The sequence below is a fragment of the Actinacidiphila glaucinigra genome (assembly GCF_035918135.1).
Taxonomy (GTDB): Bacteria; Actinomycetota; Actinomycetes; order Streptomycetales; family Streptomycetaceae; genus Actinacidiphila; species Actinacidiphila glaucinigra.
Genome location: NZ_CP109144.1, coordinates 5,192,234 through 5,215,370, shown reverse-complemented (window position 1 = coordinate 5,215,370; position 23,137 = coordinate 5,192,234). Strand labels below are relative to the sequence as shown.

Sequence of the window (23,137 nt, the reverse complement as noted above, 5' to 3'; positions counted from 1 at the left end):
CGGCACTCCCACTGCTCGCCGCGTGCTCGCGTGGGCAGTAACGGTACCCGCTCAGTCGAGCAGCACGACGTCGACCTCCGAGCCCGCCGCGACCTCCGTCGTGTCCTCCGGCACCACGATCAGCGCGTTCGCGTGGGCGAGCGCCTTGACCAGGTGCGATCCGGCACCGCCCACAGGGGTGACCCGGCCGGAGGAGGGGTCGTGGCGGCCGCGCAGGAACTGCCGCCGGCCCTTGGGCGAAGAGGTCAGCTCGCCCTCGCACACGGCCCGCACGGTCGTCCGGAACACCGGCTCCACACCCATCAGGGTGCGGATCGCGGGCCGGACGAACACCTCGAACGAGACGTAGGCGCTGACCGGGTTGCCGGGCAGGGCGATCAGCGGGGTGCGCTCGGGCTCCGGCGGAGCGGCCCCCGCGTCCTCGCCGTCGCCCTCCGCCTCGGCGCGGGCACCGACGTCGATGAAGCCGAAGCCCTGCGGCTTGCCGGGCTGCATCGCCAGCTTGCGGAAGTCGATCTCCTCGCCGAGGGCCTCCTTCACCACGTCGTACGCGCCGACGCTGACACCGCCGCTGGTGACCACGAGGTCCGCCCGGATCAGCTGGTCCTCGACGGTGGCCCGGAAGGTCTCGGCGTCGTCCGCGACAGCGCCCACCCGGTAGGACTGGGCGCCCGCCTCGCGGGCGGCGGCGGTGAGCATGTAGCTGTTGGAGTCGTGGATACGGCCCGGGCCCAGCTCCTCGCCGGGCGGGACCAGCTCGCTGCCGGTGGAGACCACGACCACCCGCGGCCGGGGCCGCACCCGTACCGTGGCCCGGCCGACGGCCGCGAGCAGGGCGATCTGCGGCGGGCCCAGCACCGTGCCGGCGCTCAGCGCCAGCTCGCCCGCGGCGACGTCGCTGCCGCGGGCGCGGACGTGGTCGCCCCGCCCCACGGGCCGGTAGACCCGGACCTCGCCGCCCACGGCGTCGGGGCTCCGGCTCGCGGCCGGCATGCCCACCACCGGAGCGCCGCCGGTGCCGCCGTCGGTCCACTCGACGGGGACGACGGCCTCGGCGCCGGGCGGCAGCGGGGCGCCGGTCATGATCCGGGCGGTCTGCCCGGGTCCCACGGTGGGCAGTTCGCCACTGCCGGCCGCCACGTCACCGATGACGGTGAGCACGGCCGGATGGGATGCGTCGGCGCCCTGGGTGTCGGTGGTGCGGACCGCGTAGCCGTCCATCGAGCTGTTCTCGAAGGGCGGCAGCGCGACCGGCACCATGACGTCCTCGACAAGGACACACCCCTGGGCGTCGAGGAGTTGCAGCTCGATGGGTTCCAGCGGCTTCAGTTGCCGCAGGATGTTGTCGAGGTGCTCCGAGACGGACCAGACGCGGTCGGCCGTGCCGCTGCTCAATCTTGCATCTCCTCGCTGACATACGTGCGCAGCCAGGACCGGAAGTCCGGTCCCAGGTCATCACGTTCGCATGCCAGTCGGACAATCGCACGCAGGTAGTCGCCACGGTCTCCGGTGTCGTAGCGCCGGCCGGTGAAGATGACGCCGTGCACGGGCCCGTCCGGGCCGTCCTCCTGCGCCAGTTCGCGCAGCGCGTCGGTCAGCTGGATCTCGCCGCCGCGGCCGGGCTGGGTCTTGCTGAGCACCCCGAAGACCGAGGGGTCCAGCACATAGCGCCCGATGACCGCGAACGCGGAGGGGGCCTCGCCCGGCGCGGGCTTCTCGACGAGGTCCGTCACACGGACCACGTCGTCGTCAACGGTGGGGACTATGGCGGCGCAGCCGTACAGGTGGATCTGACTCGGGTCCACCTCCATCAGCGCGACGACGCTGCCGCCGTGCCGCTCCTGCACCTCGATCATGCGGCCGAGCAGCGGGTCCCGGGGGTCGATCAGGTCGTCGCCGAGCAGCACCGCGAAGGGCTGGTCGCCGACGTGCGGCTCGGCGCAGAGCACGGCGTGGCCGAGGCCGCGCGGGTCGCCCTGGCGGACGTAGTGCATGGTGGCGAGGTCGCTGGACTCCTGGACCCGTGCCAGGCGTGCCTCGTCGCCCTTGGCGGTGAGCGCCGACTCGAGCTCGTAGTTGCGGTCGAAGTGGTCCTCGAGCGGCCGCTTGTTCCGGCCTGTGATCATGAGGACATCGGAGAGGTTCGCGGCGACGGCCTCCTCGACGACGTACTGGATGGCGGGCTTGTCGACCACCGGCAGCATTTCCTTCGGAGTCGCCTTCGTGGCGGGCAGGAAACGGGTGCCAAGCCCGGCGGCAGGGATGACAGCCTTGCTGATCCGGGTACGCGCGTGAGTCATGGGGCAACGATAACCGCTGTATATGAGGTGAAGATGAAGTTCCGGTTGCTTGATGACGATAGGCGGCGGTTGCACGTCAAATGAGGGACGACAACGCTAGCAAGAGGGAGTTGCGGGAACACCTCCTCCAGGTGAGGCGCGGGTTGACGCCCGGTGACCGCGCGGAGGCCGAACGGGTGATCGCGCAACACGCCCTGGACCTGACCGAATTGTCGCAGGCCCGGACGGTGGCGGCCTACGTGTCGGTGGGCGGCGAGCCCGGCACCCGCGCGCTGCTCGACCTGCTGCGCGAACGCGGGGAGCGGGTGCTGCTGCCTGTCCTGCTCCCCGACAACGACCTGGACTGGGCCCCCTACGAGGGCCCCGGCGGTCTGGTGCGGGCCGCCCGCGGCCTGTACGAGCCGACCGGTCCCCGCCTCGGCCCGGACGCGGTCACCCGGGCGGACGCGGTCCTGCTCCCCGGGCTGGCCGTCGACGGCCGGGGTCTGCGGCTGGGCCGCGGCGGGGGCTCGTACGACCGGGTCCTGGCCCGGCTGGACGCGGCGGGGGCGACGCCGGCGCTGGTGGTGCTGCTGTACGCGCACGAGGTGCTGGACCGGGTGCCCGACGAGCCGCACGACCGGCCGGTCGACGCGGTGGTCACCCCGGAGGGCGTGCGGCGCTTCGAGAAGGGCTGAGGACGGCCGAGGGGCGGGCCCGAAGGCCCGCCCCTGTCGTCGCGCGCCGCCCGCGCGGGCTACGGCGTCAGCGCGAGGGTGTCCTCCGTGGCCCCGTCGACCGGCTGCTTGGTGAAGACCCACGGCAGCAGTTCGCCCTTGGCCCACTTGGTGGTCTGGTCGGTGTAGTGGGAGCTGTAGGCATGGCCGGAGGCTCCCGTCAGATTGATCCACCGGGACTTGTCGAAGTCGTCCAGCGAGACCACCATCCGCATCGACGGCACCCAGACCACCTCGTAGCCGCCGGCCGCGTTCCAGCCGGTCGCGTTGACCGCCGCCTCGCCGCCGCCGAGCTGCCACGGACCGCGGTTGAGCAGCCAGCGGACGACGGCCGGGCCACCGGTGCCCAGGGTCTGGTTGCGCAGCTCCAGCGTGTGGAGACGGCCCCAGCTCCAGGTGTCGATGTTCTTGCCGAGCTTCGCGGTCAGCTCGTAGCGGGCGTCCTTCATGGCCCGGGCCAGCAGCTCGTCGCGGGTGGTGCGGGTCCGGTCGCTGTCCTTGTCGTAGAAGGCCGAGGGGGAGTCCGTCCACCACTGGCTGTCCTGCTCGTCCAGGATGTTGCGCACGACCTCGAACCAGCGGTCGCCGCCGTCCGGCTGCGCCTCGTCGGCGGCGCGCCGGCCGCACTCGCGCACCAGCTGGGACTTGCCGTCGAGGTCGTCGACCGGGCCGGACCGGTCGGCGGCCGGGACGGTCAGGCACTGGCCCTCGGGGCGCAGCTCCTTGGGCAGCTTGTTGCCGAAGGCCAGCTTGAGGACGTTGCGCCAGACGGCGTTGAAGTAGGCCGCGGGCGCCGAGTCGGAGTCCTGGTTGTAGTCCCAGCCCTCCAGCAGCTTCTGGGCGTTGCGGACGTAGTCGTCCTTGTCGTCCTTTATGTCGACCTTCAGCAGGTACGGCACCAGGAGTTTGGCGATCTCGCTGCTGTTGTCGCCCTGCATCTTCTGCATGTCGTCCATGGAGATCAGGCCGCTGTCCTTGATCTTGGACTGGATCAGGTCGTTGATCCGCTGGCTGCGGGTGCCGTAGCCCCAGTCCTGGGTGAGCAGGTAGGGGTACTTGGCCTGGTCGACCACGGCCTGGTTGGCGGTGACGATGTAGCCGCGCTTCGGGTCGCGCTCGTACGGCATCGCGGAGAAGGGGATCCACTTCTTCCACTGGTACCGCGGGTCCCAGCCGGGGGCCGGGTAGGTGCCGTCGTAACCCGCGGCACGGACCGGGATCCGGCCGGGGGCCTGGTAGCCGATGTGCCCCTTGTCGCCCTTGTTGTCGGCGTAGATCAGGTTCTGGGACGGGACGGCGAAGTCGCGGGCGGCGGCCCGGAACTGCTCCCAGCCGGTCGCCGCGTCGAGCTCGAAGACCGCGTCCATGGTGTTGGACGGGTACAGCGCGGTCCAGCGCAGGGAGACCGCGTAGCCCTCGCCGCGGTCGGGCGCGGAGTTCGGGACCGGGGCGCGGTTGCCGACGGTGCGCAGCTCGGCGCTGCGGTCGGAGATCACCGGTCCGTTGCCGGTACTGCGCACCGTGATCGTGCGGTCGTCACCGCCGGCGACCTTGATGGTCTCCTTGCGGGTCTCGAAGGCCCGCTGCTTGCCGTCGTAGAGGTACGAGTCGGCGGTGACCTTCTCCAGGTAGAGGTCGGTCACGTCGGCACCGAGGTTGGTCATGCCCCAGGCGATCGACTGGTTGTGTCCGATGATCACACCCGGCATGCCGGAGAAGGTGTAGCCGGCCACGTCGAAGGGGCAGGCCTCGCCGACGCTGTTGCAGTGCAGGCCCATCTGGTACCAGAGCGAGGGCATCTGCGGGGCCAGGTGCGGGTCGTTCGCCAGCAGCGGCTTGCCGGTGGTGGTGTGCTTGCCGTCGACCACCCAGGAGTTGGATCCGATGCCGTTGCCGTTGGGGCCGAGCAGCGCGGGGATCTGGTCGAGGGTGTCGGAGAGCGAGGCGAGCTGGGACTGGACGTTCTGGGTCGCGTCGGAGGTCGAGGCGGCGTCGGTGCCTGTACCGGTGCCGGTACCTGTACCCGTGCCCGTACCGGTTCCGGTTTCCGTGCCGGTGCCCGTGCCGTCGCCGGTTTCCGTGCCCGCTTCCGTGGTCGTTCCGGCCGGTTCGTACTCGCCGGTGAGCTCGTTGACGTTTCCGCCCTCGACGATCGGCTTGTTCCGGTCGTACGGGTAGGCGGGGTAGAGCTGCTTGATCTGCGCGGGGGTCAGCCGGCTCGACAGCAGCGAGCGGTCGATCTCGTCCTGCATGTTGCCGCGCAGGTCCCAGGCCATCGCCTTGAGCCAGGCGACCGAGTCGACCGGGGTCCACTTCTCCGGCACGTAGTCGTTGCTGAACTTCAGCGCCGCGTACTCGACGGACAGGTCGGCGCCGGAGTGGCCGTCCAAGTAGGCGTTGACTCCGTCGGAGTAGGCCTGAAGGTACTTCTTCGTGGCGGCCGACAGCTTGGTGTCGTACTCCTGCTGCGCGACCCGGCGCCAGCCGAGGGTGCGCAGGAAGGCGTCGGTCTCGACCTGGCCGCTGCCGAACATCTCCGACAGCCGGCCGGCGGTCAGGTGCCGGCGCACGTCCATCTCGTAGAAACGGTCCTGCGCCTGGACGTAGCCCTGGGCGCGGAACAGGTCCTCGGCGGTGTCGGCGTAGATCTGCGGGATCCCGTTGCCGTCGCGCTTCACTTGGACGGCGCCGGTCAGGCCCTTGAGCTGCAGGGTTCCGGTGGTCTGCGGGAGGGAGGCGCGGACGGTGGCGACACTCCAGTACGACCCGTAGACGATGCCCGCCACGAGCACGAGCACGACCCCGATCACAATGAGGCGCGTGCGGCGGGACTTCTTCTTGGCGGGCATCGATGTCCTTCGAAAGGCAGGGTGGACCGATTGCTAGGGGCCACCTTAGGCGTACCGACCCGTAGCTCCCCACGCGGTGTCCTGACCTGTGGACGGAGATCGCCACAACCCCAAGCACAGGTAAAATGTTAGGTAAGGCAATGAACTTCGTTGAAAGGACCGGCTCCTGACTGTCGACCGCCTCAATGAACTCCTGCTGGTGTGCGCCCTCGTGCTGCTCATAGCGGTGGTCGCCGTGCGCCTCTCCTCGCGCAGCGGCCTCCCCAGCCTGCTCCTCTACCTGGGCATTGGGGTCGCGATAGGACAGGACGGGCTGGGAGTCGCCTTCGACAATGCCGAATTGACCCAGGTGTTGGGATATGCCGCACTTGTGGTGATTCTGGCCGAGGGTGGTCTCGGCACCCAGTGGCGGGAGATCAAACCGGCGGTCCCGGCGGCGGCGGTCCTCGCGACGCTCGGCATCGCGGTCAGCGTCGGCATCACGGCCTCGGCGGGGCACTACCTCGTCGGGTTGGACTGGCGGCAGGCGCTCCTGATCGGCGCGGTCGTCTCGTCCACCGACGCGGCGGCCGTCTTCTCGGTGCTGCGCAGGGTGCCGCTGCCGAGCCGGGTGACCGGTGTGCTCGAAGCGGAGTCCGGGTTCAACGACGCCCCGGTGGTCATCCTGGTCGTCGCCTTCTCCGAGCACTGGCCGGTGCACAACTGGGGCCTGCTGCTGGGCGAGATCGCCCTGGAGCTGACCATCGGCGCCGCGGTCGGCCTGGCCGTCGGCATGCTCGGCGCGTTCGCGATGCGCCATGTCGCACTGCCCGCCTCGGGCCTCTACCCGATCGCGGTCCTGGCGATCGCCGTCCTCGCCTACGCGGGCGGGGCGCTCGCGCACGGTTCGGGCTTCCTCGCCGTGTACGTCGCCTCCGTCGTGCTGGGCAACGCCAAGCTCCCGCACCGCCCGGCCACCCGGGGCTTCGCGGAAGGGCTGGCCTGGCTGGCGCAGATCGGCCTGTTCGTACTGCTGGGCCTGCTGGTGACCCCGCACGAACTCGGCGACGACATCGTGCCGGCGCTCGTGGTCGGCCTGGTCCTGACGGTGGTGGCGCGGCCCCTGTCGGTGACGGCGAGCCTGCTGCCGTTCCGGACGCCGTTCCGCGACCAGGTGCTGCTGTCCTGGGCCGGGCTGCGCGGGGCGGTGCCCATCGTCCTCGCCACGATCCCGATGGTGGCGGGCGTCCGGCAGAGCGAGCGCATCTTCAACATCGTCTTCGTCCTGGTGATCGTGTACACCCTCGTGCAGGGCCCGACGCTGCCCTGGGTCGCCCGCAGACTCCGCCTCGGCGACCCGGGGGCCGCGGAGGACCTGGGGATCGAGTCGGCGCCCCTGGAGCGGCTGCGGGGGCACCTGCTGTCGATGCGGATCCCGCCGCACTCGCGCATGCACGGCGTGGAGGTCGGCGAACTGCGGCTGCCACCGGGTGCGGCCGTCACCCTGGTCGTCCGCGAGGGCAAGAGCTTCGTCCCGCTGCCGACGACGGTGCTGCGGCACGGTGACGAACTTCTCGTCGTCGCCACCGACCCGGTGCGGGACAAGGCGGAGGCCCGCCTGCGGGCGGTGGGACGCGGCGGCAAGCTGGCCGGATGGCTGGAATCGGACGGTGGGGCCGGCCGTTAACATGGCTGTCGACAGTCACCACCAACTCTGTCTGATGCAGAGCTGGCGCGACCGCCCGGCGGCCGGACAGATCCGGTATCTACCTCGGTCATGCGCGAGAGGACAGCTCTCGGCGCACAGGAACGCGACCAGGCGTCCAGGGTGCGCTACCAGGCGGCGGAAAGGCCCGGCCGTGGGATCCACGGTCACTCGTACGTCCCGCTCGTCCCGAGCATCCCGCTCGTCCCGCCCTTCGGGCTCCTCCCGCCGTTCCCGCGGCGCGGGGCGCCCGGGATACGGGCACCTGCTGCGCACGCCCGGTGCGTGGGCCTTCCTGCTGCCCGGGTTCGCCGCGCGCCAGCCCTTCGCGATGCTGACCATCGGCATCGTGCTGCTGGTGCAGCACACCACCGGCTCCTACGGCACCGCCGGTGCCGTCTCGGCCGTCACCGGCGTCTCCATGGCGCTGTTCGCCCCGCAGAGCGGCAAGCTCTCCGACCGCTTCGGGCAGGGCGCCGTACTGCTGCCCGGGGTGATCGTCCACTCGGCGTCCGGGACGCTGCTCGCCGTACTCGCACTCGCGCACGCGCCCCTGTGGGCGCTGCTGGCGGTGGCGGTGCCCACCGGCGCCTCGGTCCCGCAGGTCGGGCCCATGGTGCGGGCGCGCTGGGCGGCCACGCTGCCGGCCGGGTCACCGCTGCTGCAGACGGCGGCGGCGTTCGAGTCGGTCACCGACGAGTTCACCTTCGTCATCGGGCCGGTGCTGGCCACGGCGCTGGCCACCGGGGTGCACCCGGCGGCCGGGCTGCTGTCCGAGGCCGTGCTGACGCTGGCCGGCGGCCTGCTCTTCGCCGCCCAGCGGCGGACCGCCCCCGTCCCGGCCCGGGCCGTCCCGGGAGGCCGGGAGCGCCGGGCCTCGGCGCTGACCGTGCCGGGCGTACGGGTGCTGGCCGTGGCCTTCCTCGGCATCGGCGCCGTCTTCGGCGGCATGCAGGTCTCCATGACGGCCTTCACGGAGGAGATCGGGCGGCCCGGCATCAACGGCCTGCTCTACGGGACCTTCGCTGCCGGCAACATGCTCGCGGGGCTCGCGTGCGGCGCCGTCGCCTGGAAGTCCGGGCCCAAGCGGCGCATGCTCGTCGGCTACACGGCGCTGACCCTGGCCACCTCGATGCTGTGGGCGGCGCACGCCGTGCCCCTGCTGTGCGGGCTCGGGCTGCTGGTCGGGCTCACCATCGCCCCGGCCCTGATCACCGGCTACACCCTGGTCGAGTCGCTGGTGCCCGCGGCGGTCCGCACGGAGGCGTTCACCTGGCTGACCGGCGCGGTGGCGCTGGGCCAGGCCGCGGCCGCCACCGCCGCCGGACGGCTGGCCGACGGGATCGGGGCGAGCGCCGGGTTCACCGTGCCGCTGGTGGGCACCGGGCTGGCCCTCGTCACGCTGGCGGCACTGCGCGAACGGCTCGCGCCGAGGCCGTCCGAAGTGGTCGCGGCACGCGGTGACGGAACCGGCCGCGGCAGTGGCATCGGTCACCGAGAGCCGGTCGCGGTGGACTGACGACGCGGAATACTGCACTATTGACCGTCGTTAGCACTCACTGAGTCAGAGTGCCAGGAGGAGCAAGTGCCGACGTACCAGTACCAGTGCACCGCCTGCGGCGAGGGCCTCGAGGCGGTGCAGAAGTTCACCGACGACCCGCTGACCGAGTGCCCGGCGTGCAACGGCCGGCTCCGCAAGGTCTTCTCCGCGGTCGGCGTCGTCTTCAAGGGATCCGGCTTCTACCGGACGGACAGCCGCGGCTCGTCGTCCAGCAGCACCCCGGCCGCCAAGAGCGGCAGCTCGGAGTCGAAGTCCTCTTCGGACTCCAAGAGCAGCAGCTCGGCCGGCTCCTCCAGCGGTTCCACCGGCAGTAGCGGCAGCGGCAGCGCGGCGAGCACCTCGGCCGCCTGAGCGGAGCCCACGGCACCATCGCCTGGTGAAGGCCCCCGTCGCGGGCGACGGGGGCCTTCGGCGTGCCCGCAGGACCGGTTTCGTGCTGCAGCGCCGAGGCCTCCGGTCGCAGACTGGAGACATGCTGAGTGGTTGGGTCGTCGACCGACCCGGGCCCATGATCACGGAGCCACTGGTACGGGTCGGGCGCCCCAAGCCGGTGCCCGGACCGCGTGAACTGCTGCTGTGCGTGGAGGCGTGCGGCGTCTGCCGTACCGACCTGCACCTGGCGGAGGGGGACTTGCCGCCGCACCGCCGCGAGACCGTCCCCGGGCACGAGGTGGTCGGACGGGTCATCGGCACCGGCGAGCTCGTCAGCCGCTTCGCCGAGGGCGACCGGGTGGGCGTCGCCTGGCTCCGCGGCACCTGCGGGAGCTGCGCCTACTGCCTGACCGGCCGCGAGAACCTGTGCCCGTACTCGCTCTACACCGGCTGGGACGCCGACGGCGGCTTCGCCGACTTCACCTCCGTGCCCGAGGACTACGCCTACGCCCTGCCCGAGGACACCGACGGCCGCGACGCCGTGCACCTGGCGCCCCTGCTGTGCGCGGGCATCATCGGCTACCGCGCGCTGCGCCGCAGCGACCTGCCGGCGGGCGGCCGGCTGGGCATCTACGGCTTCGGCGCCTCCGCGCACATCGCCGCCCAGGTAGCGCTGGCCGAGGGCGCCACCGTGCATGTGCTGACCCGGTCGGAGCGGGCGCGGGAACTCGCGCTGGAGCTCGGTGCCGCCTCCGCGGGGGCGGCGGCGGAGCGGCCACCGGAGCCGCTGGACGCGGCCATCCTCTTCGCGCCGGTCGGCGACCTGGTGCCGCCGGCACTGGAGGCCCTGGACCGGGGCGGGACGCTGGCGGTCGCGGGCATCCACCTGACCGACATCCCGGCACTGAACTACCAGCGTCATCTGTTCCAGGAGCGCAATCTGCGCAGCGTCACCTCCAACACACGACAGGACGGACAGGAGTTCCTGGCCCTGGCCGCCAGGATCGGGATCCGGGTGACCGCCACCCCCTATCCCTTGGACCACGCGGACCGGGCGCTGTCCGACCTGGCCGCCGACCGCGTCAACGGTGCGGCGGTGCTGGTGCCGGACTGAGTGCGGGACTGAGTGGTGGACGGGGGGGCGGGACCGGGTGGGGGTGTGACCGGGTGGGGGACGGAGTGGACGGAGCGACAGCGACAAGGAGGCACCGCCATGGACACCAGCCACGGACCGGTCGTGGTCGGCACGGACGGCTCGCCCCGCGCCACCGCCGCGGTGATGTGGGCCGCCGGCGAGGCCGTGCTGCGTGATCGCCCGCTGCACATCCTGCACGCGACCGGCCTCGAGACCCGTTCCGGCAGGAACCTGTCCCCCGAGACCGCACAGCTGGTCCTCGACAGCGCCCGCACGCTGCTGGACGAAGCGGCGGCATCGGCCACCGCCCGCTACCCGGACCTTGCGGTCACCACCTCACTCGGCAAAGGCAAACCCGCCGACACCCTGCTGGAACAGTCCGGCTCCGAGGGCCTGACCGTCGTCGGCTGCCGTGGACGCGGTGGCTTCCACGCGCTGCTACTGGGCTCGGTCGGGCTGCGGGTGGCGACCCATGCGCACGGGCCCGTGGTCGTCGTGCGGGGCAGCGAGCAGCCGTCCACCGGTGTCGTCCTGGTCGGGATCCGGGACGAGACCGATCTGGCCACCGTGCGCTTCGCCGCCGACGAGGCCCGGCTGCGGAAGGCCACCCTGCGCCTCCTCACCGCGTGGAGCCTGCTCGGGGCGGTGGGCGAGATGGTGCCCGGGCTGGACGACGCCACGTCGGTCGGCGACCGGGAGGCGGCGACGGAGCAGAACGTCGCCGACACGATCCGCGAGGAGTACCCGGACCTCACCGTGACCGTGGACCTGGTCAAGGCCTCCTCCGCGGGCGGTGCCCTGGTGGATGCCTCGGCCCATGCCGATCTGCTCGTCGCGGGTGCTTTCCGGCACCAGCACGGCGGCGTCCGGCTGGCCCATGTGACCCATGCCGTGCTCCACCACGCCCACTGCCCCGTGGCGGTCTTCCACCACGCCTGACCGGCCGCGCCCGACCGGCCCCTCGACGGGCCTCGGCGGCTTCGGCGGCTTCGGCGGCTTCGGCGGCTTCGGCGGCTTCGGCGGCTTCGGCGGCTTCGGCGGCTTCGGCGGCTTCGGCGGCTACACGATGCGTATGAGACTGCCGGTGACATGGGTGGGGACGATGCGTATCCACAGATCGTCCTCACCCCCGGACCACGGGCCAGGGTGGGTCTCCAGCGCGCAAGCGTCCTCGGGATCGACGACGTGTTCGACAACCCCGAGGACGAGCACACTCCATCCCGCGCTGAGACAGGCGTCGAGCTGGTCGACCTCGAAGGCGATCTCGCTGCCCTTGGCGAGGGACGGGGGCGCGTCCGGGGCCGTGCGGTAAACGATGGCCCCGTCGACGACCGCGTAGTTCACCGGGACGACCGCGGGGTGTCCGCCGCCGGTGGTGAGCGCGATCCTGCCGACGTCATGGCCGGAAAGCCTGGTCCAGCACTCCTGCGACGGCATCTCCTCCATCACCGGCGGACCGACGGTCTCCGTCTCCCCGGGCAGGTGCTCGGCGTCACCTCCCAGCAGATGGCTCGCGGTGGTCCGCAACGCACCCGCGAGCCGGAGCAGGGCGTTGGTCCCGATGGTGTGGTGACACTGTTCCTCCACGTACCGCACATAGCTCGGCGTCATGCCGGCCTTGGCGGCCACCTCCTCGCGGCTGAGCCCCAGTTGTTCCCGCCGCTGTGCGACGCGACGGCTGACGTCCCCCGGATGGGCTCGCGACCTTTCGGACGGGCCGTCGCGCAATGACTGCCTGGGCACGTCGACCACCTCCCGCTCTCGGGCTCGGACGCTTCGGTTCGTTACCAGCTAGCACACCACCGCGAGCGCCGAGCCGCCAGACCCGTCCGACTCATCCCCTCGAACGAGTGACCGAGTTATCCACAACCGGTCAGTACTCCACAGGGCGCCGAGGGGCCGCGACGCGATGCGTCATGGTGGTCCCGCCAGGCCGGATGCGCCGGTGGGCGAAGGCCCGATGACGGGGGTGGTCGAGATGGTGGACAGCGGTGGAGCCACGCTGTGGACGGACGGTGGCGGCGCTCCGGTCCCACCGGCGGGCGCGGGGACGGGAGCGCCCGCCCCGTGCGCGGTTCCGGTGTTCGCGCCGATCAGGGCGGGCGGCGGGCGGCACCGGTTGCGCCGGGCGCTGCGCCGGCGGCGGCGGATGATGGCCGCGGGCCTGGCGATGACGGCGGCCGCGCTGGCCGCCGCGGCCCCGCGGACGGATCCGCACTCCGGACGGTCGGGGCGGGAAGGCACCGCTCCCGCCGCCACTGTCGGCCGGGACATGGTGCGGGCGCCGGTGCGCATCGCGGACGCGGCGGCGGCCGGGCTGGTGCGGCCGGGCGACCGGGTGGACATCCTCGCCTCGGCGCGCGTGGTGGCCCGCGGGGCGCCCGTGGTGGCGGTGCCCTCCCCCGCCTCCGGGGGTCAGGGCGTCGCGCCGGCCGGCGTGGACGGGGGCGGGGTCGGAGACGGCGCGCTGATCGTGCTGTCGGTCCCGCCCGGGACGGCGGCCGCGCTGTCCGGCGCCGCGGCGTCCTCGCCCCTGGCGGTGACGCTGCGCTAGCCGTACGCCGTGAGAAAGGCAACCGGCGGGAGGGCCGCGGCGCGCACCCCTTACTCTCGGAGGCCGAACCGCTCAACCACCTCCGTCACCGCCGGCTTTCACGCCGGCAGCGCCCGGCGGACACCACCGGCCCCACGGGTCCCCCGGGCCGAACTGCACGGTCGTTCTTCGAAAGGAAATCGTCCCTTGAAGGGCTTCAAAGCCTTCCTACTGCGTGGCAACGTCGTCGAGCTCGCTGTGGCGGTCGTCGTCGGCGCCGCGTTCAGCAAGATCGTCGACGCGTTCGTGAAGGGCCTCATCAATCCGGTGATCGGTGCCATCGGCACCAAGAACCTCGACGGTTACATCCTCTGCATCGAGCCGCCCTGCTCCGTCGTCAACGGCGAGCTCAAGCAGGGTGTGGGCCTCCTGTGGGGCGCGGTCGCCGGCGCGGCGCTGACGTTCCTCATCACGGCCGCGGTCGTGTACTTCCTGCTGATCCTGCCGATGAACAAGCTCAACGACCGGCGCAAGGCGGGCAAGGAGGACGCGGTGGCCGGCCCGACGGAGCTGGAGCTGCTGACCGAGATACGCGACCTGCTCGCCCGCCAGCAGCAGGGCTACGGCGGCGCACCCGGCGTCCCCTCCCCCTCCCCCTATGGCCACGGCGGGACCAACCGGACACATCAATAGCGTCCGTCCGCCTCAGATGTGGTGCGGGGGCTTCTCGTCGAGGAAGCGCGCGAGATCTCCCGCACCGCCCTGGCCGGGACGCTCGCCCCACCCGGTGTCGGTGTCGTCGGACGACTGCCGGTCCAGCGGGTCGTCGAAGACCAGAGCCGCCGGATCGCGCGGCGCTCGTGGGGAGGAGGCCGCTGCGGGCCCGGTGGCGGGGTCGGGGGCCGGTTCGGGGGTGCTGCTCATGCCGTCCAGGGTACGGGGCGGTCCACCGCGCCCGGCCACGACGAGGGCCCGGCCGCACGCACGCGGGCGACGCACGACCGGGCCGGCCCGGGAAAGGGGTCGAGCCCCGGCACAGGGGGGTGGCACCGGGGCTCGAGTCTGTGGGGTGGTGGCGCGGGCGCCGGCAGCGGCGCCCGCTCGGGGTCAGGCGGCCTCGATGGACAGCCCGGTAGCGCGCGCCATGCGCTTGAGGTCCGCAAGCGCGTGCTTCTCGATCTGCCGGATCCGCTCACGCGTCAGCCCGTGCTGCTTGCCGACCTCGGTCAGCGTGCGCTCGCGGCCGTCCACGATCCCGTACCGCGCCCGGATGATGGACGCCGTCCGGTCGTCGAGCCGGTCGATCAGATCCTCCAGTTCCTCACGCCGCAGCATGACGAGTACGGAGTCCTCCGGCGAGGCCGCCGAGGTGTCCTCGACGAGATCGCCGAACTGGGTCTCGCCCTCGTCGTCCACCGACATGTTCAGGCTCACGGGGTCGCGTGCCCAGTCGAGCACGTCGGCGACCCGTTCCGGGGTGGAGTCGAGCTCGGCGGCGATCTCCGCGGGCTCCGGGTCGCGCCCGTGCTCGCGGTTGAACTCGCGCTGCACCCTGCGCACCCGCCCCAGCTCCTCCACCAGGTGGACGGGAAGCCGGATGGTGCGCGACTGGTCCGCGATGGACCGGGTGATCGCCTGACGGATCCACCACGTCGCGTACGTGGAGAACTTGAAGCCCTTGCTGTAGTCGAACTTCTCGACGGCGCGTACCAGGCCTGCGTTGCCCTCCTGGATCAGGTCGAGCAGCGGCAGGCCGCTGCGCGGATAGCGTCGCGCGACGGCGACGACCAGGCGCAGGTTGGAACGGATGAAGACGTCCTTGGCCCGCGCACCCGCGGCGGCGATCGCTTCCAGTTCCTCTCGGCCGGCGTCCGCTCCCTGACCCAGCTCCTCACCCGCGAGGAGCTGCTCGGCGTAGACGCCGGCCTCGATCGCCCTGGAAAGCTCGACTTCCTGCGCGGCGTCCAGCAGCGGCGTACGCGCGATCTCGTCGAGGTACATGCCGACCAGGTCGCGGTCGGCCATCTCGCCGTGGCCTGCGCGAGCGCTGCTCTTCCCGCCTGCGGTGCTGCGGGCGACGGCACGGGTTGCCATGCGTGCTCCCTTGCGAAGGTTCGGTCGGGTGTCGGATCGAATGAGCTGCCCTCCAGCAGCTTCACGCGTGCCTTTCGGCTGCCCACTCGAAAAGAGATAACGACTGGAATCCGGACACAATTCCCAAGCACAGCCCCGTTTTTTACGATCTTGCAGTACCCTGTCCGGCCACAGCCGGAGGTGGATCATTGTCCGAGTCCGTCGAAGTGCAGGTCAGACCGGGTGGGGAGGAGGACCTGAAGGCCCTCACCGACCTGTACAACCACTACGTCCGTGAGACGCCGGTCACGTTCGACCTGGAGCCGTTGTCACTGGAACAGCGCCGCCCTTGGCTGCTCTCCCACCCGGAAGACGGACCGCACCGCCTTTTGGTTGCCCACGGGACGAAACCCGACGGCACGCCGGGCCTGCTCGGATACGCCACGAGCAGCCCGTTCCGCCCGAAGGCCGCGTACTCCACCTCTGTGGAGACCTCCGTGTACTGCGCCCCGGAGGCCGGCGGCCGCGGCGTCGGCACCGCGCTCTACGCCGCGCTCTTCGAGGCCCTGCGGGGCGAGGACGTGCACCGCGCCTACGCCGGCATCGCGCAGCCCAACGAGGCGTCCGTCCGGCTGCACGCCCGCTTCGGCTTCCGCCCGCTGGGCGTCTACCGCGAGGTCGGCCGGAAGTTCGGCCGCTACTGGGACGTCGCCTGGTACGAGAAGGACCTGGCCTGACCCGGCACAGTCAGCGCAGCCAGGGAAGGTCCCCCACCACGCCGTTCTCCGGCTGGAGCCCCCCGGCGATGACCCGGCAGATCTCGCCGAGCTGGCGCACCTGCTCCTCCGACAGCCGGTCGAAGATCGCCCCGCGCACCGCCTCCACATGGCCGGGAGCGGCCTCGGCGAGCGCCGCGAAACCCTCGTCGGTGAGGACCGCGAGCTGCCCGCGCCGGTCGGAGGGGCAGTTCTCGCGGCGGACCCACCCGTTCTCCTCCAGGCGGGAGATGGCGTGGGAGAGCCTGCTGCGCGTAATCTTCGAGCGTTCCGCCAGCTCCGTCATGCGCATCCGGCGGTCGGGGGTCTCCGAGAGCCACACCAGCAGCGAGTAGTACGCGTGGGGCATTCGCGCGTCGCGCTGGAGCTGCCGGTCGAGTGCGTCCGAGACCAACTGGGTGGACGCCATGTAAGCGCGCCAGGCGCGCTGCTCGTCCTCGCTCAGCCAGCGGGGCTCGGGAGCTCTCGTGGTCATGGTTCCACCCTACGGATTCGACCTTGAACTTTCAAGCAATTGTCGGTATCTTCCCCCCTGCTAGCTTGAAACTTCAATAAACTCAGGCGAGGGATCCGTATGACGACCGCCCAGACCGCCCCGGACGCAGCCCCCTCCCCGCCGCGCGCGGCCATCCGCACCCGGGTACGGATCCCGCTGCGCTTCCCCGACGGCTGGGCCACCCCGGCCGACGTCTTCACCTTCACGGACCTCGCCGACGGCAAGGAGCACATCGCGCTCGGCCTCGGCGCACACAAGGGCGTGGCGTCGCCGCTGGTCCGCCCGCACTCCGAGTGCCTTACGGGCGACGTCTTCGGCTCCGCGCGCTGCGACTGCGGCCCCCAACTGCGCGAAGCCGTGCAACGCATCGCCGAGACCGGCGGCTATCTGCTCTACCTGCGCCAGGAGGGCCGGGGCATCGGCCTGTACGCCAAGCTCGACGCGTACGCCCTCCAGGACGAGGGCCTGGACACCTACGCCGCCAACCGCGCCCTCGGCCGCCTCGACGACGAACGCGACTACACCGCCGCCGCCCAGATGCTCGGCGCCCTCGGCGTCGACGCGATCCGCCTGCTCAGCAACAACCCCGACAAGGCGGAACAGCTGACCGCGCTCGGCGTCACGGTCGACGAGCGGGTGCCGACCGGGGTCCACCTGTCCGAGGACAACGTGCGCTACCTGCGCGCCAAGGCCGAGCACACCCACCACACCCTCGACCTCCCGGCCTGAGGAGGCCTCCATGCGCATGCCCGCCCTCTACCTCTCGCACGGCGCCCCGCCGCTCGCCGACGACCCGGTGTGGCCGGGCGAACTGGCCGCCTGGTCCGCCGGTCTCCCGCGCCCCACGGCGATCCTCATGATCTCCGCGCACTGGGAGGAGGCACCGCTCGCGCTCGGCGCCACCACCACGGTCCCGCTCGTGTACGACTTCTGGGGCTTCCCCCGCCACTACTACGAGGTGCAGTACGCGGCCCCGGGCGCGCCCGCCCTGGCCGACTCCGTTCGCAAGCTGGTGCGCGCCGCGGGAACCCCCGTCCAGGACATCCCGGAGCGGGGCCTGGACCACGGGGCGTACGTCCCACTCGTGGAGATGTACCCGGACGCCGACATCCCCGTACTGCAGGTCTCGATGCCCACGCTCGACCCGCAGAAGCTCATGGACGTCGGGCGCAGGCTCGCCCCGCTGCGCGACGAGGGCGTGCTGATCGTCGGCAGCGGCTTCTTCACGCACAACCTCGCCGCGCTGCGCCACGCCGGCGGGGTGCCGGGCTGGTCGGCGGAGTTCGACGACTGGGGGCACCGCGCGCTCGAGGCGCACGACGTGGACGCCCTGCTGGACTTCGAGCACAAGTCCCCCGCCGGGCGGCTCGCCCACCCGCGGACCGAGCACTTCGCCCCGCTCTTCGTCACCATGGGCGCGGCAGAGGACGACCTCGGCGACCAGCGCAGCGCCATCGACGGCTTCTGGATGGGCCTGGCCAAGCGGTCCGTGCAGTTCGGCCGGTAGTCTCCGCAACGCAACGGGAAGGGCCCCGCTTCCTCCCATGAAGCGGGGCCCTTCGCCGTGCTCGCCGTCCGGCGTGCCGTCGTCGTCGACGCGTCCGTCAGTGGGCGATCACCGGGACGGCGACGTCCTCCGCGCCCTCGGCGTCCTTGTTGCCGGACGCCGCGACCACGCCGCCGCCACCACCGGTGTTGACGAAGGTGAAGGCGATGATCGCGGAGAGGGCGAGGATGCCGACCGCCCACCAGATCGCGGCGGAGTAGCCGTGCACGGCAGCGGCGTTGACGAAGCCCTGCTTGCCGAGCGTGCGGGCCTCGGCGGCGTGCGCGGCGACCCACGTGGTGGTCGCGCTGGCCGCGATCGTGTTCAGCAGCGCCGTGCCGATGGCACCGCCGACCTGCTGCGAGGTGTTGACCATGGCGGAGGCGACACCCGCGTCACGCGGCTCGACACCGTGCGTGGCCAGGCTCATGGCCGGCATGAAGGCCGTACCCATGCCGAGGCCGAGCAGGATCTCCGCCGGCAGGATCAGGCCCGCGTACGAGCTGTCGACCGACAGCTGGGTCAGCAGCAGCATGCCCAGGCCCGCCACCAGGAAGCCCGGGGCCATCAGCAGGCGCGGACGGACGCGGGTCATCAGGCGCGCGCCGATCTGCGTCGAGCCGGTGATCATGCCCGCGATCATCGGGAGGAAGGCGAAGCCGGTCTTCAGCGCGGAGTAGCCCTGGACGACCTGCAGGTAGTAGGTGAGGAAGAGGAACAGGCCGAACATCGCGATGATGGCCAGACCCAGCGAGAGGTAGACGCCACCGCGGTTGCGGTCGGTCACCACGCGCAGCGGCAGCAGCGGGGCCTTCACGCGGGCCTCGACGACCACGAACGCGACGAGCAGCACGACCGAGGCCACGAACAGGCCGATCGTCATGTTCTCGCTCCAGCCGTGGGTCTCGGCGCGGGTGAAGCCGTAGACCAGGGAGACCAGACCCGCGGTGGCGAGCACGACACCGGGGATGTCCAGACCGCTGCTGTTGCGGCTGCCGGCGGGCTCGTGGACGAAGCGCAGGGCACCGAACACGGCGACGGCGGCGAAGGGGATGTTGACGAAGAACGTCCAGCGCCAGTCCAGGTACTCGGTGAGCACACCGCCGAGGATCAGGCCGACGGCACCGCCACCACCGGCGATGGCGCCGTAGATGCCGAACGCCTTGGCGCGCTCCTTGGCCTCGGTGAACATCACCGCGAGGAGCGACAGCGCGGCCGGCGCGAGCAGCGCACCGAAGGCACCCTGCAGCGCGCGGGCGCCGAAGAGCACCGCCTCGTTGGCCGCGGCGCCGCCGATCGCGGAGGCGGCGGCGAATCCGATCAGGCCGGTGACGAAGGTACGGCGGCGGCCCCACAGGTCGGCGATGCGTCCGCCGAAGAGCAGCAGGCCACCGAAGACGAGCGCGTAGGCCGTGATGACCCACTGCTTGTTGGCGTCCGAGATGCCCAGGTCGGTCTGAGCGGAGGGCAGGGCGATGTTCACGATGGTGCCGTCGAGGACGACCATCAGCTGGGCTATCGCGATGAAGGCCAGCGCCTTCCAGCGCTGGGCGTGTGCCAGATCAGGCATGGGTGGACTCACTAACGGTACGAAGAGATGACGACATTGAAGACGAAGAGGACTTACGGTACGTAAAGGAAATGTTGTGGGCGAGTGAATTACGCGGGGGCGCCCGTTCGGCAGGCGGAGCTCAACGACATTGCCGCAGGTCCTCGAAAGTGGCCGAGTCACCCGGGAGTTCGGAGCGCGCCGGCGCCTCCAGGCCGTCCACGAACAACTGGAGATGACGGCGGATGAAGCGCTCCATGCTGCCGCAGTGCTTGCCGGGCAGCGGCCGCGTCAGCTGACTGACGGCCACCATCACGTCGCCGACGTCGATGTCGGTACGGAGCCGTCCGGACCGCCTCCCGGCGGCCATCAGCTCCTCGATCGCGTGCTCCAAGCGTATGCGGCCCTCCTCGAGCCGCGGATCCCCCTTGCCGAATCCGGTGGAGAGCATCGGACACAGCGCGCCCACACGCTCGTCGGCCGCCTCGTGCACGAAGCGGCGCAGCGCGTCGAAGGCGTCCGGCTCCTGCGCCAGCGCTTCCTCGGCTCGCTGGGTGATCCGGTCCATCACCGACAGGGCCACCTGGAGCGAGAGCTCCTGGCGGTCGGCGAAGTGCCGGTAGACAGTGGCGTTGCCCACGCCGGCCCGTTTGGCGATCTCGTCGAGCGGGGCGTCGGTCCCGTGCTCCAGGAGTGCCTCGCGGGCGGCGACGATGATCCGCTCGCGGTTGCGCGTGGCGTCCGCGCGGAGCTTCACTGCGGCGGCTACTGCCATGGCGGGCACTCCTCTCTGTCCCTCGGTGGCGCTCGGTTCCGGGGAGCGAGTCCCCGTTTGTGCGACGTAGGTGTAAACGGGGAGCCGTTCCCCGGATATTTCGGCGCCGCTTGTGAGCTGAGTCACAAGCAACGGGGGTGGATACGGCCGCGCTTGGGAGCACCCGTCCCACCGGCCCCCACGCACGGGAAGGGCCCCGGACGCTGTCGCGCGCCCGGGGCCCTTCCGCACTTTCCGATACCTGCTCCGCTTACTCCACGACGAGCTCGACCGGGATGTTGCCCCGGGTCGCCTTGGAGTAGGGGCAGACCTGGTGGGCCTGCTCGATCAGGGCGCGGCCGGCCTCGTTCTCCAGCTCCGACGGCAGCTCGGCGCGGAGCACGACCGCCAGGCCGAAGCTCGTGTCGTCCTTGCCGATGGTCACCTCAGCGGTCACGGAGATCTCGCTGGTGTCCACCTTCGCCTGCCGCCCGACCAGGGCGAGGGCGCTGGCGAAGCACGCGGCATAGCCGGCCGCGAAGAGCTGCTCGGGGTTGGTGCCCTGACCGTTGCCGCCGAGCGCCGGCGGCATGGCGAGCGCCAGGTCGAGCTGTCCGTCGGAGCTGACGGCACGCCCGTCACGGCCGTTGGCGGTGGCGACGGCGGTGTACAGCGGGTCCATGAGACATCCTCTTTCGATCGGTTGCGATCCCGTTGACGACAAGTAGAGCACACAACCGAGTTGCACACAACTAAAACGTGGACGGCCGAGCTACCCTGTACCCATGACCGCCACCGCGCCCGCCCGTGCCGGGGACCACCTCCGGCTCGAGAACCAGATCTGCTTCTCCCTGCACGCCGCATCGCGCGCCTTCGGCGGCGTCTACCGCGTCGTGCTCAAGGACCTCGGCCTCACCTACCCCCAGTACCTGGTGATGCTCGTGCTCTGGGAGCACGGCGCCCTGCCGGTCAAGAAGATCGGCGAGCACCTGCGCCTCGACTCCGGCACCCTCTCCCCGCTCCTCAAGCGCCTCGAGGCCACCGGTCTCGTCCGCCGCGAGCGCTCCGCCGACGACGAGCGCTCCGTCACGGTCCACCTCACCGACGCCGCCACGGCGCTCCACGAGAAGGCCCTCCAGATCCCTCGCCGCATCTCCGCGGCCACTGGCCTCGGCCTGGACGAGATCAACGACCTGCGCACCCGCGTCGACCGCCTCACCGCCGCCCTCACCGCGGCCGACCTCGACGACGGCCCGCCCTGCGGCTGACGCCCCTCGCGCGGCGCCACACCCCCGCGGCCCGGAGCGATCGCCGGCACACCCCTGACCCTCATCCGCTAGGCTGTCCCACGCTTCCGCCTCAGTAGCTCAGGGGATAGAGCACCGCTCTCCTAAAGCGGGTGTCGCAGGTTCGAATCCTGCCTGGGGCACAAGGGAAAAGACCCCGGACCGATCAAGGTCCGGGGCCTTTGACATCCACTTTCGACATCAACGGCAGCGGTCGACGGCAGCTATCACGCTGGTCTTCCGCCTCTGGATGTGGTCTTTCCGCCTGCCGTGTCGTGCCCCAAAACCGCTTGCGACCGAGCTCTACCGACGTGACACGATGCCGGTCCGGCATGGTCGACAAGGGGGTGCGGACGTGACCAAGGACGAGGCCGTCAGGCAGCTGAAGATGCTCGCGCGGTCGCGTGCGTTCGGACGGCCCGTGGGCTCTGATCGGCTCATCGCAGCGGCTCTCGACGCCCTCCTGGCCGACGTGGACACGCCGTCCCTGCCACTCCTTGCCGGCCTCGGGCGGCGCGAGGAACCCGAAGCGCCCGAGCTGTTCGATCAGGTGATGGACGAGCTCGGCTTCGTCTTCGAACCACCGGCGGATCCGACTGCCGCTCGTTGGGAACTGGCCTACTGGCTTGCCGAGCAGATCGCCGATGGGTCGCTCGACCCCGCAACCGGCGCGGACATGATCTGGACCGAAGCAGCCAGTGAACTCCGGTATCCGCCTGAGTTGGAGCCCATCGTCTCGTGCGCCATCGCGCTCGACGACTGGAACGAGAACTGGTCAACCCCGTGGGAAGAGATCACCAGCGATGTCGTCCTCGCTGTTCACGAACTGCTGCGGAACCGAGCGTCGTCAGCCCCGAGGCACTGAGCCCGCGTCACAGGGTTGATCGCCTAGGTGGGCCCAGGTCAGCGGGCTCCCGCATCACTTCCAGAAGAACTGGCCGTTGCCGGGCGGAGATGAACGACCATGCGTGACGTGACACTGGCCGGAAGGCGCTTTGTGGTAACTCGATTCACCAACATCATCGATGACTGCTGGACCATGGAATATGCGGAGCTGGGTGGCGATCTGGAGATTGCTGTGTCGCGCTCATTCGAAGCACCTGATGACCAACTAGAGGTCTGGGCATCCGCAGAACTGTCCCCCGCCCTCACAGCAGCTGCACTTGAGGACGCACGATCCTGGCTCTCTGATACCGACTGACGGCCGCCAGATCTCGCGGGAAGCTCCGCGCGTAGCTCTCGCAGCACAGTTTCAGGTTGCACACGGCTCCCCGCAAACGGGTGGTGTACAGCAGCGAAGTACAGCAACCTCCGCGCCCACGGCCAACCATCACCAGCCCCAGGCGACTGGCCCGGCGTGCCGGGCAGACCTCAGCGACCGTCGTGCCCATAGTTCGCGTCGAGGGGATCGGCGTGCCACAGCCGTGCCAGGTTAGGCGGTGTCGAATGGGGACCCACCGGGAACAGCGTGACGGGGTCGCTTTGCCGCAGGTCAGCGTCCGCCCAG

Annotated in this window: 24 protein-coding genes and 1 tRNA gene; 15 read left to right on the top strand and 10 right to left on the bottom strand. The window is 71.1% G+C overall.

The window, feature by feature from the left end:
- Window positions 1–51: 51 nt before the first annotated feature.
- Together OIE69_RS23485 and galU are read right to left on the bottom strand one after the other, a co-directional pair.
- Window positions 52–1,395 (bottom strand): molybdopterin molybdotransferase MoeA, encoded by a 1,344-nt coding sequence (locus tag OIE69_RS23485; protein ID WP_326575302.1) that lies wholly within the window; start codon window positions 1,393–1,395, stop codon window positions 52–54.
- Entirely contained in the window at window positions 1,392–2,300 is a 909-nt protein-coding gene (galU, locus tag OIE69_RS23480; protein WP_326575300.1) for a UTP--glucose-1-phosphate uridylyltransferase GalU, read from the bottom strand. Before galU ends, OIE69_RS23485 begins: the two co-directional genes overlap by 4 nt.
- A gap of 80 nt (window positions 2,301–2,380) precedes the next feature.
- Between galU and OIE69_RS23475 the strand changes: the two genes are divergently transcribed.
- Window positions 2,381–2,977, top strand: coding sequence for a 5-formyltetrahydrofolate cyclo-ligase (locus OIE69_RS23475; protein ID WP_326575298.1), 597 nt, complete (start codon window positions 2,381–2,383; stop codon window positions 2,975–2,977).
- 59 nt (window positions 2,978–3,036) lie between these two features.
- Here the strand turns inward: OIE69_RS23475 and OIE69_RS23470 are convergent, their stop codons facing one another.
- Window positions 3,037–5,865 carry a penicillin acylase family protein gene (locus OIE69_RS23470; protein ID WP_326575296.1) on the bottom strand — a complete coding sequence of 943 codons (2,829 nt, stop codon included), beginning with the start codon at window positions 5,863–5,865 and terminating at the stop codon, window positions 3,037–3,039.
- Window positions 5,866–6,031: 166 nt separating this feature from the next.
- Here OIE69_RS23470 and OIE69_RS23465 point away from each other — a divergent pair, with 166 nt between their 5' ends.
- The 5 genes from OIE69_RS23465 to OIE69_RS23445 all read left to right on the top strand — a co-directional run bounded on the left by OIE69_RS23465 (window position 6,032) and on the right by OIE69_RS23445 (window position 11,556).
- Window positions 6,032–7,531, top strand: coding sequence for a potassium/proton antiporter (locus OIE69_RS23465; protein WP_326581374.1), 1,500 nt, complete (start codon window positions 6,032–6,034; stop codon window positions 7,529–7,531).
- A 283-nt stretch (window positions 7,532–7,814) separates the two neighbouring features.
- Window positions 7,815–9,068 carry an MFS transporter gene (locus tag OIE69_RS23460; protein ID WP_326581372.1) on the top strand — a complete coding sequence of 418 codons (1,254 nt, stop codon included), beginning with the start codon at window positions 7,815–7,817 and terminating at the stop codon, window positions 9,066–9,068.
- A gap of 66 nt (window positions 9,069–9,134) precedes the next feature.
- Window positions 9,135–9,461, top strand: coding sequence for an FmdB family zinc ribbon protein (locus OIE69_RS23455; RefSeq protein WP_326575294.1), 327 nt, complete (start codon window positions 9,135–9,137; stop codon window positions 9,459–9,461).
- A gap of 121 nt (window positions 9,462–9,582) precedes the next feature.
- The gene (locus tag OIE69_RS23450) at window positions 9,583–10,596 is read left to right on the top strand and encodes a zinc-dependent alcohol dehydrogenase family protein (protein ID WP_326575292.1); all 1,014 of its coding nucleotides are present in this window, start codon (window positions 9,583–9,585) and stop codon (window positions 10,594–10,596) included.
- A 99-nt stretch (window positions 10,597–10,695) separates the two neighbouring features.
- The gene (locus OIE69_RS23445) at window positions 10,696–11,556 is read left to right on the top strand and encodes a universal stress protein (RefSeq protein ID WP_326575290.1); all 861 of its coding nucleotides are present in this window, start codon (window positions 10,696–10,698) and stop codon (window positions 11,554–11,556) included.
- Between the two features lie 120 nt (window positions 11,557–11,676).
- On the opposite strand, the gene OIE69_RS23440 is transcribed toward OIE69_RS23445, so the two are convergent.
- Window positions 11,677–12,360, bottom strand: coding sequence for a helix-turn-helix domain-containing protein (locus tag OIE69_RS23440; RefSeq protein ID WP_326575288.1), 684 nt, complete (start codon window positions 12,358–12,360; stop codon window positions 11,677–11,679).
- A 217-nt stretch (window positions 12,361–12,577) separates the two neighbouring features.
- On the opposite strand from OIE69_RS23440, the gene OIE69_RS23435 reads away from it, so the two are divergent.
- Window positions 12,578–13,171, top strand: coding sequence for a hypothetical protein (locus OIE69_RS23435; protein ID WP_326575286.1), 594 nt, complete (start codon window positions 12,578–12,580; stop codon window positions 13,169–13,171).
- Window positions 13,172–13,357: 186 nt separating this feature from the next.
- The gene (gene mscL, locus OIE69_RS23430) at window positions 13,358–13,843 is read left to right on the top strand and encodes a large conductance mechanosensitive channel protein MscL (RefSeq protein WP_326575284.1); all 486 of its coding nucleotides are present in this window, start codon (window positions 13,358–13,360) and stop codon (window positions 13,841–13,843) included.
- A gap of 12 nt (window positions 13,844–13,855) precedes the next feature.
- Here the strand turns inward: mscL and OIE69_RS23425 are convergent, their stop codons facing one another.
- Both OIE69_RS23425 and OIE69_RS23420 read right to left on the bottom strand, forming a co-directional pair.
- Complete coding sequence (locus OIE69_RS23425; RefSeq protein ID WP_326575282.1) at window positions 13,856–14,074, bottom strand: hypothetical protein; 219 nt, start codon at window positions 14,072–14,074, stop codon at window positions 13,856–13,858.
- Between the two features lie 183 nt (window positions 14,075–14,257).
- Window positions 14,258–15,244, bottom strand: a complete 987-nt coding sequence (locus tag OIE69_RS23420; protein WP_326575280.1) for a sigma-70 family RNA polymerase sigma factor — start codon at window positions 15,242–15,244, stop codon at window positions 14,258–14,260.
- A 188-nt stretch (window positions 15,245–15,432) separates the two neighbouring features.
- Between OIE69_RS23420 and OIE69_RS23415 the strand changes: the two genes are divergently transcribed.
- Window positions 15,433–15,960 carry a GNAT family N-acetyltransferase gene (locus OIE69_RS23415; RefSeq protein ID WP_326575278.1) on the top strand — a complete coding sequence of 176 codons (528 nt, stop codon included), beginning with the start codon at window positions 15,433–15,435 and terminating at the stop codon, window positions 15,958–15,960.
- Between the two features lie 10 nt (window positions 15,961–15,970).
- Here the strand turns inward: OIE69_RS23415 and OIE69_RS23410 are convergent, their stop codons facing one another.
- On the bottom strand, window positions 15,971–16,474 hold the full coding sequence (locus OIE69_RS23410; RefSeq protein WP_326575276.1) for a MarR family winged helix-turn-helix transcriptional regulator: 504 nt from the start codon (window positions 16,472–16,474) through the stop codon (window positions 15,971–15,973).
- Between the two features lie 99 nt (window positions 16,475–16,573).
- On the opposite strand from OIE69_RS23410, the gene OIE69_RS23405 reads away from it, so the two are divergent.
- Complete coding sequence (locus OIE69_RS23405) at window positions 16,574–17,224, top strand: GTP cyclohydrolase II (protein WP_326575274.1); 651 nt, start codon at window positions 16,574–16,576, stop codon at window positions 17,222–17,224.
- 16 nt (window positions 17,225–17,240) lie between these two features.
- A complete protein-coding gene (locus OIE69_RS23400) occupies window positions 17,241–18,002 on the top strand; it encodes a dioxygenase family protein (protein ID WP_392567671.1) in 762 nt (253 codons plus the stop codon).
- 97 nt (window positions 18,003–18,099) lie between these two features.
- Here the strand turns inward: OIE69_RS23400 and OIE69_RS23395 are convergent, their stop codons facing one another.
- From OIE69_RS23395 to OIE69_RS23385, 3 genes are all read right to left on the bottom strand, one after another.
- Window positions 18,100–19,611 (bottom strand): MFS transporter, encoded by a 1,512-nt coding sequence (locus OIE69_RS23395; protein ID WP_326575270.1) that lies wholly within the window; start codon window positions 19,609–19,611, stop codon window positions 18,100–18,102.
- Between the two features lie 121 nt (window positions 19,612–19,732).
- Window positions 19,733–20,365: a TetR/AcrR family transcriptional regulator gene (locus OIE69_RS23390; protein WP_089222383.1), complete on the bottom strand. Its 633-nt coding sequence runs from the start codon at window positions 20,363–20,365 to the stop codon at window positions 19,733–19,735.
- Between the two features lie 250 nt (window positions 20,366–20,615).
- Window positions 20,616–21,026, bottom strand: coding sequence for an organic hydroperoxide resistance protein (locus OIE69_RS23385; RefSeq protein ID WP_018559912.1), 411 nt, complete (start codon window positions 21,024–21,026; stop codon window positions 20,616–20,618).
- Window positions 21,027–21,129: 103 nt separating this feature from the next.
- Here OIE69_RS23385 and OIE69_RS23380 point away from each other — a divergent pair, with 103 nt between their 5' ends.
- From OIE69_RS23380 to OIE69_RS23365, 4 genes are all read left to right on the top strand, one after another.
- Window positions 21,130–21,612 (top strand): MarR family winged helix-turn-helix transcriptional regulator, encoded by a 483-nt coding sequence (locus OIE69_RS23380; protein ID WP_326575267.1) that lies wholly within the window; start codon window positions 21,130–21,132, stop codon window positions 21,610–21,612.
- Window positions 21,613–21,700: 88 nt separating this feature from the next.
- A tRNA-Arg gene (locus tag OIE69_RS23375) sits at window positions 21,701–21,773 on the top strand.
- A gap of 212 nt (window positions 21,774–21,985) precedes the next feature.
- Window positions 21,986–22,495, top strand: coding sequence for a hypothetical protein (locus OIE69_RS23370; RefSeq protein ID WP_326575265.1), 510 nt, complete (start codon window positions 21,986–21,988; stop codon window positions 22,493–22,495).
- A gap of 99 nt (window positions 22,496–22,594) precedes the next feature.
- The gene (locus tag OIE69_RS23365; protein WP_326575263.1) at window positions 22,595–22,831 is read left to right on the top strand and encodes a hypothetical protein; all 237 of its coding nucleotides are present in this window, start codon (window positions 22,595–22,597) and stop codon (window positions 22,829–22,831) included.
- Window positions 22,832–23,137: the final 306 nt, after the last annotated feature.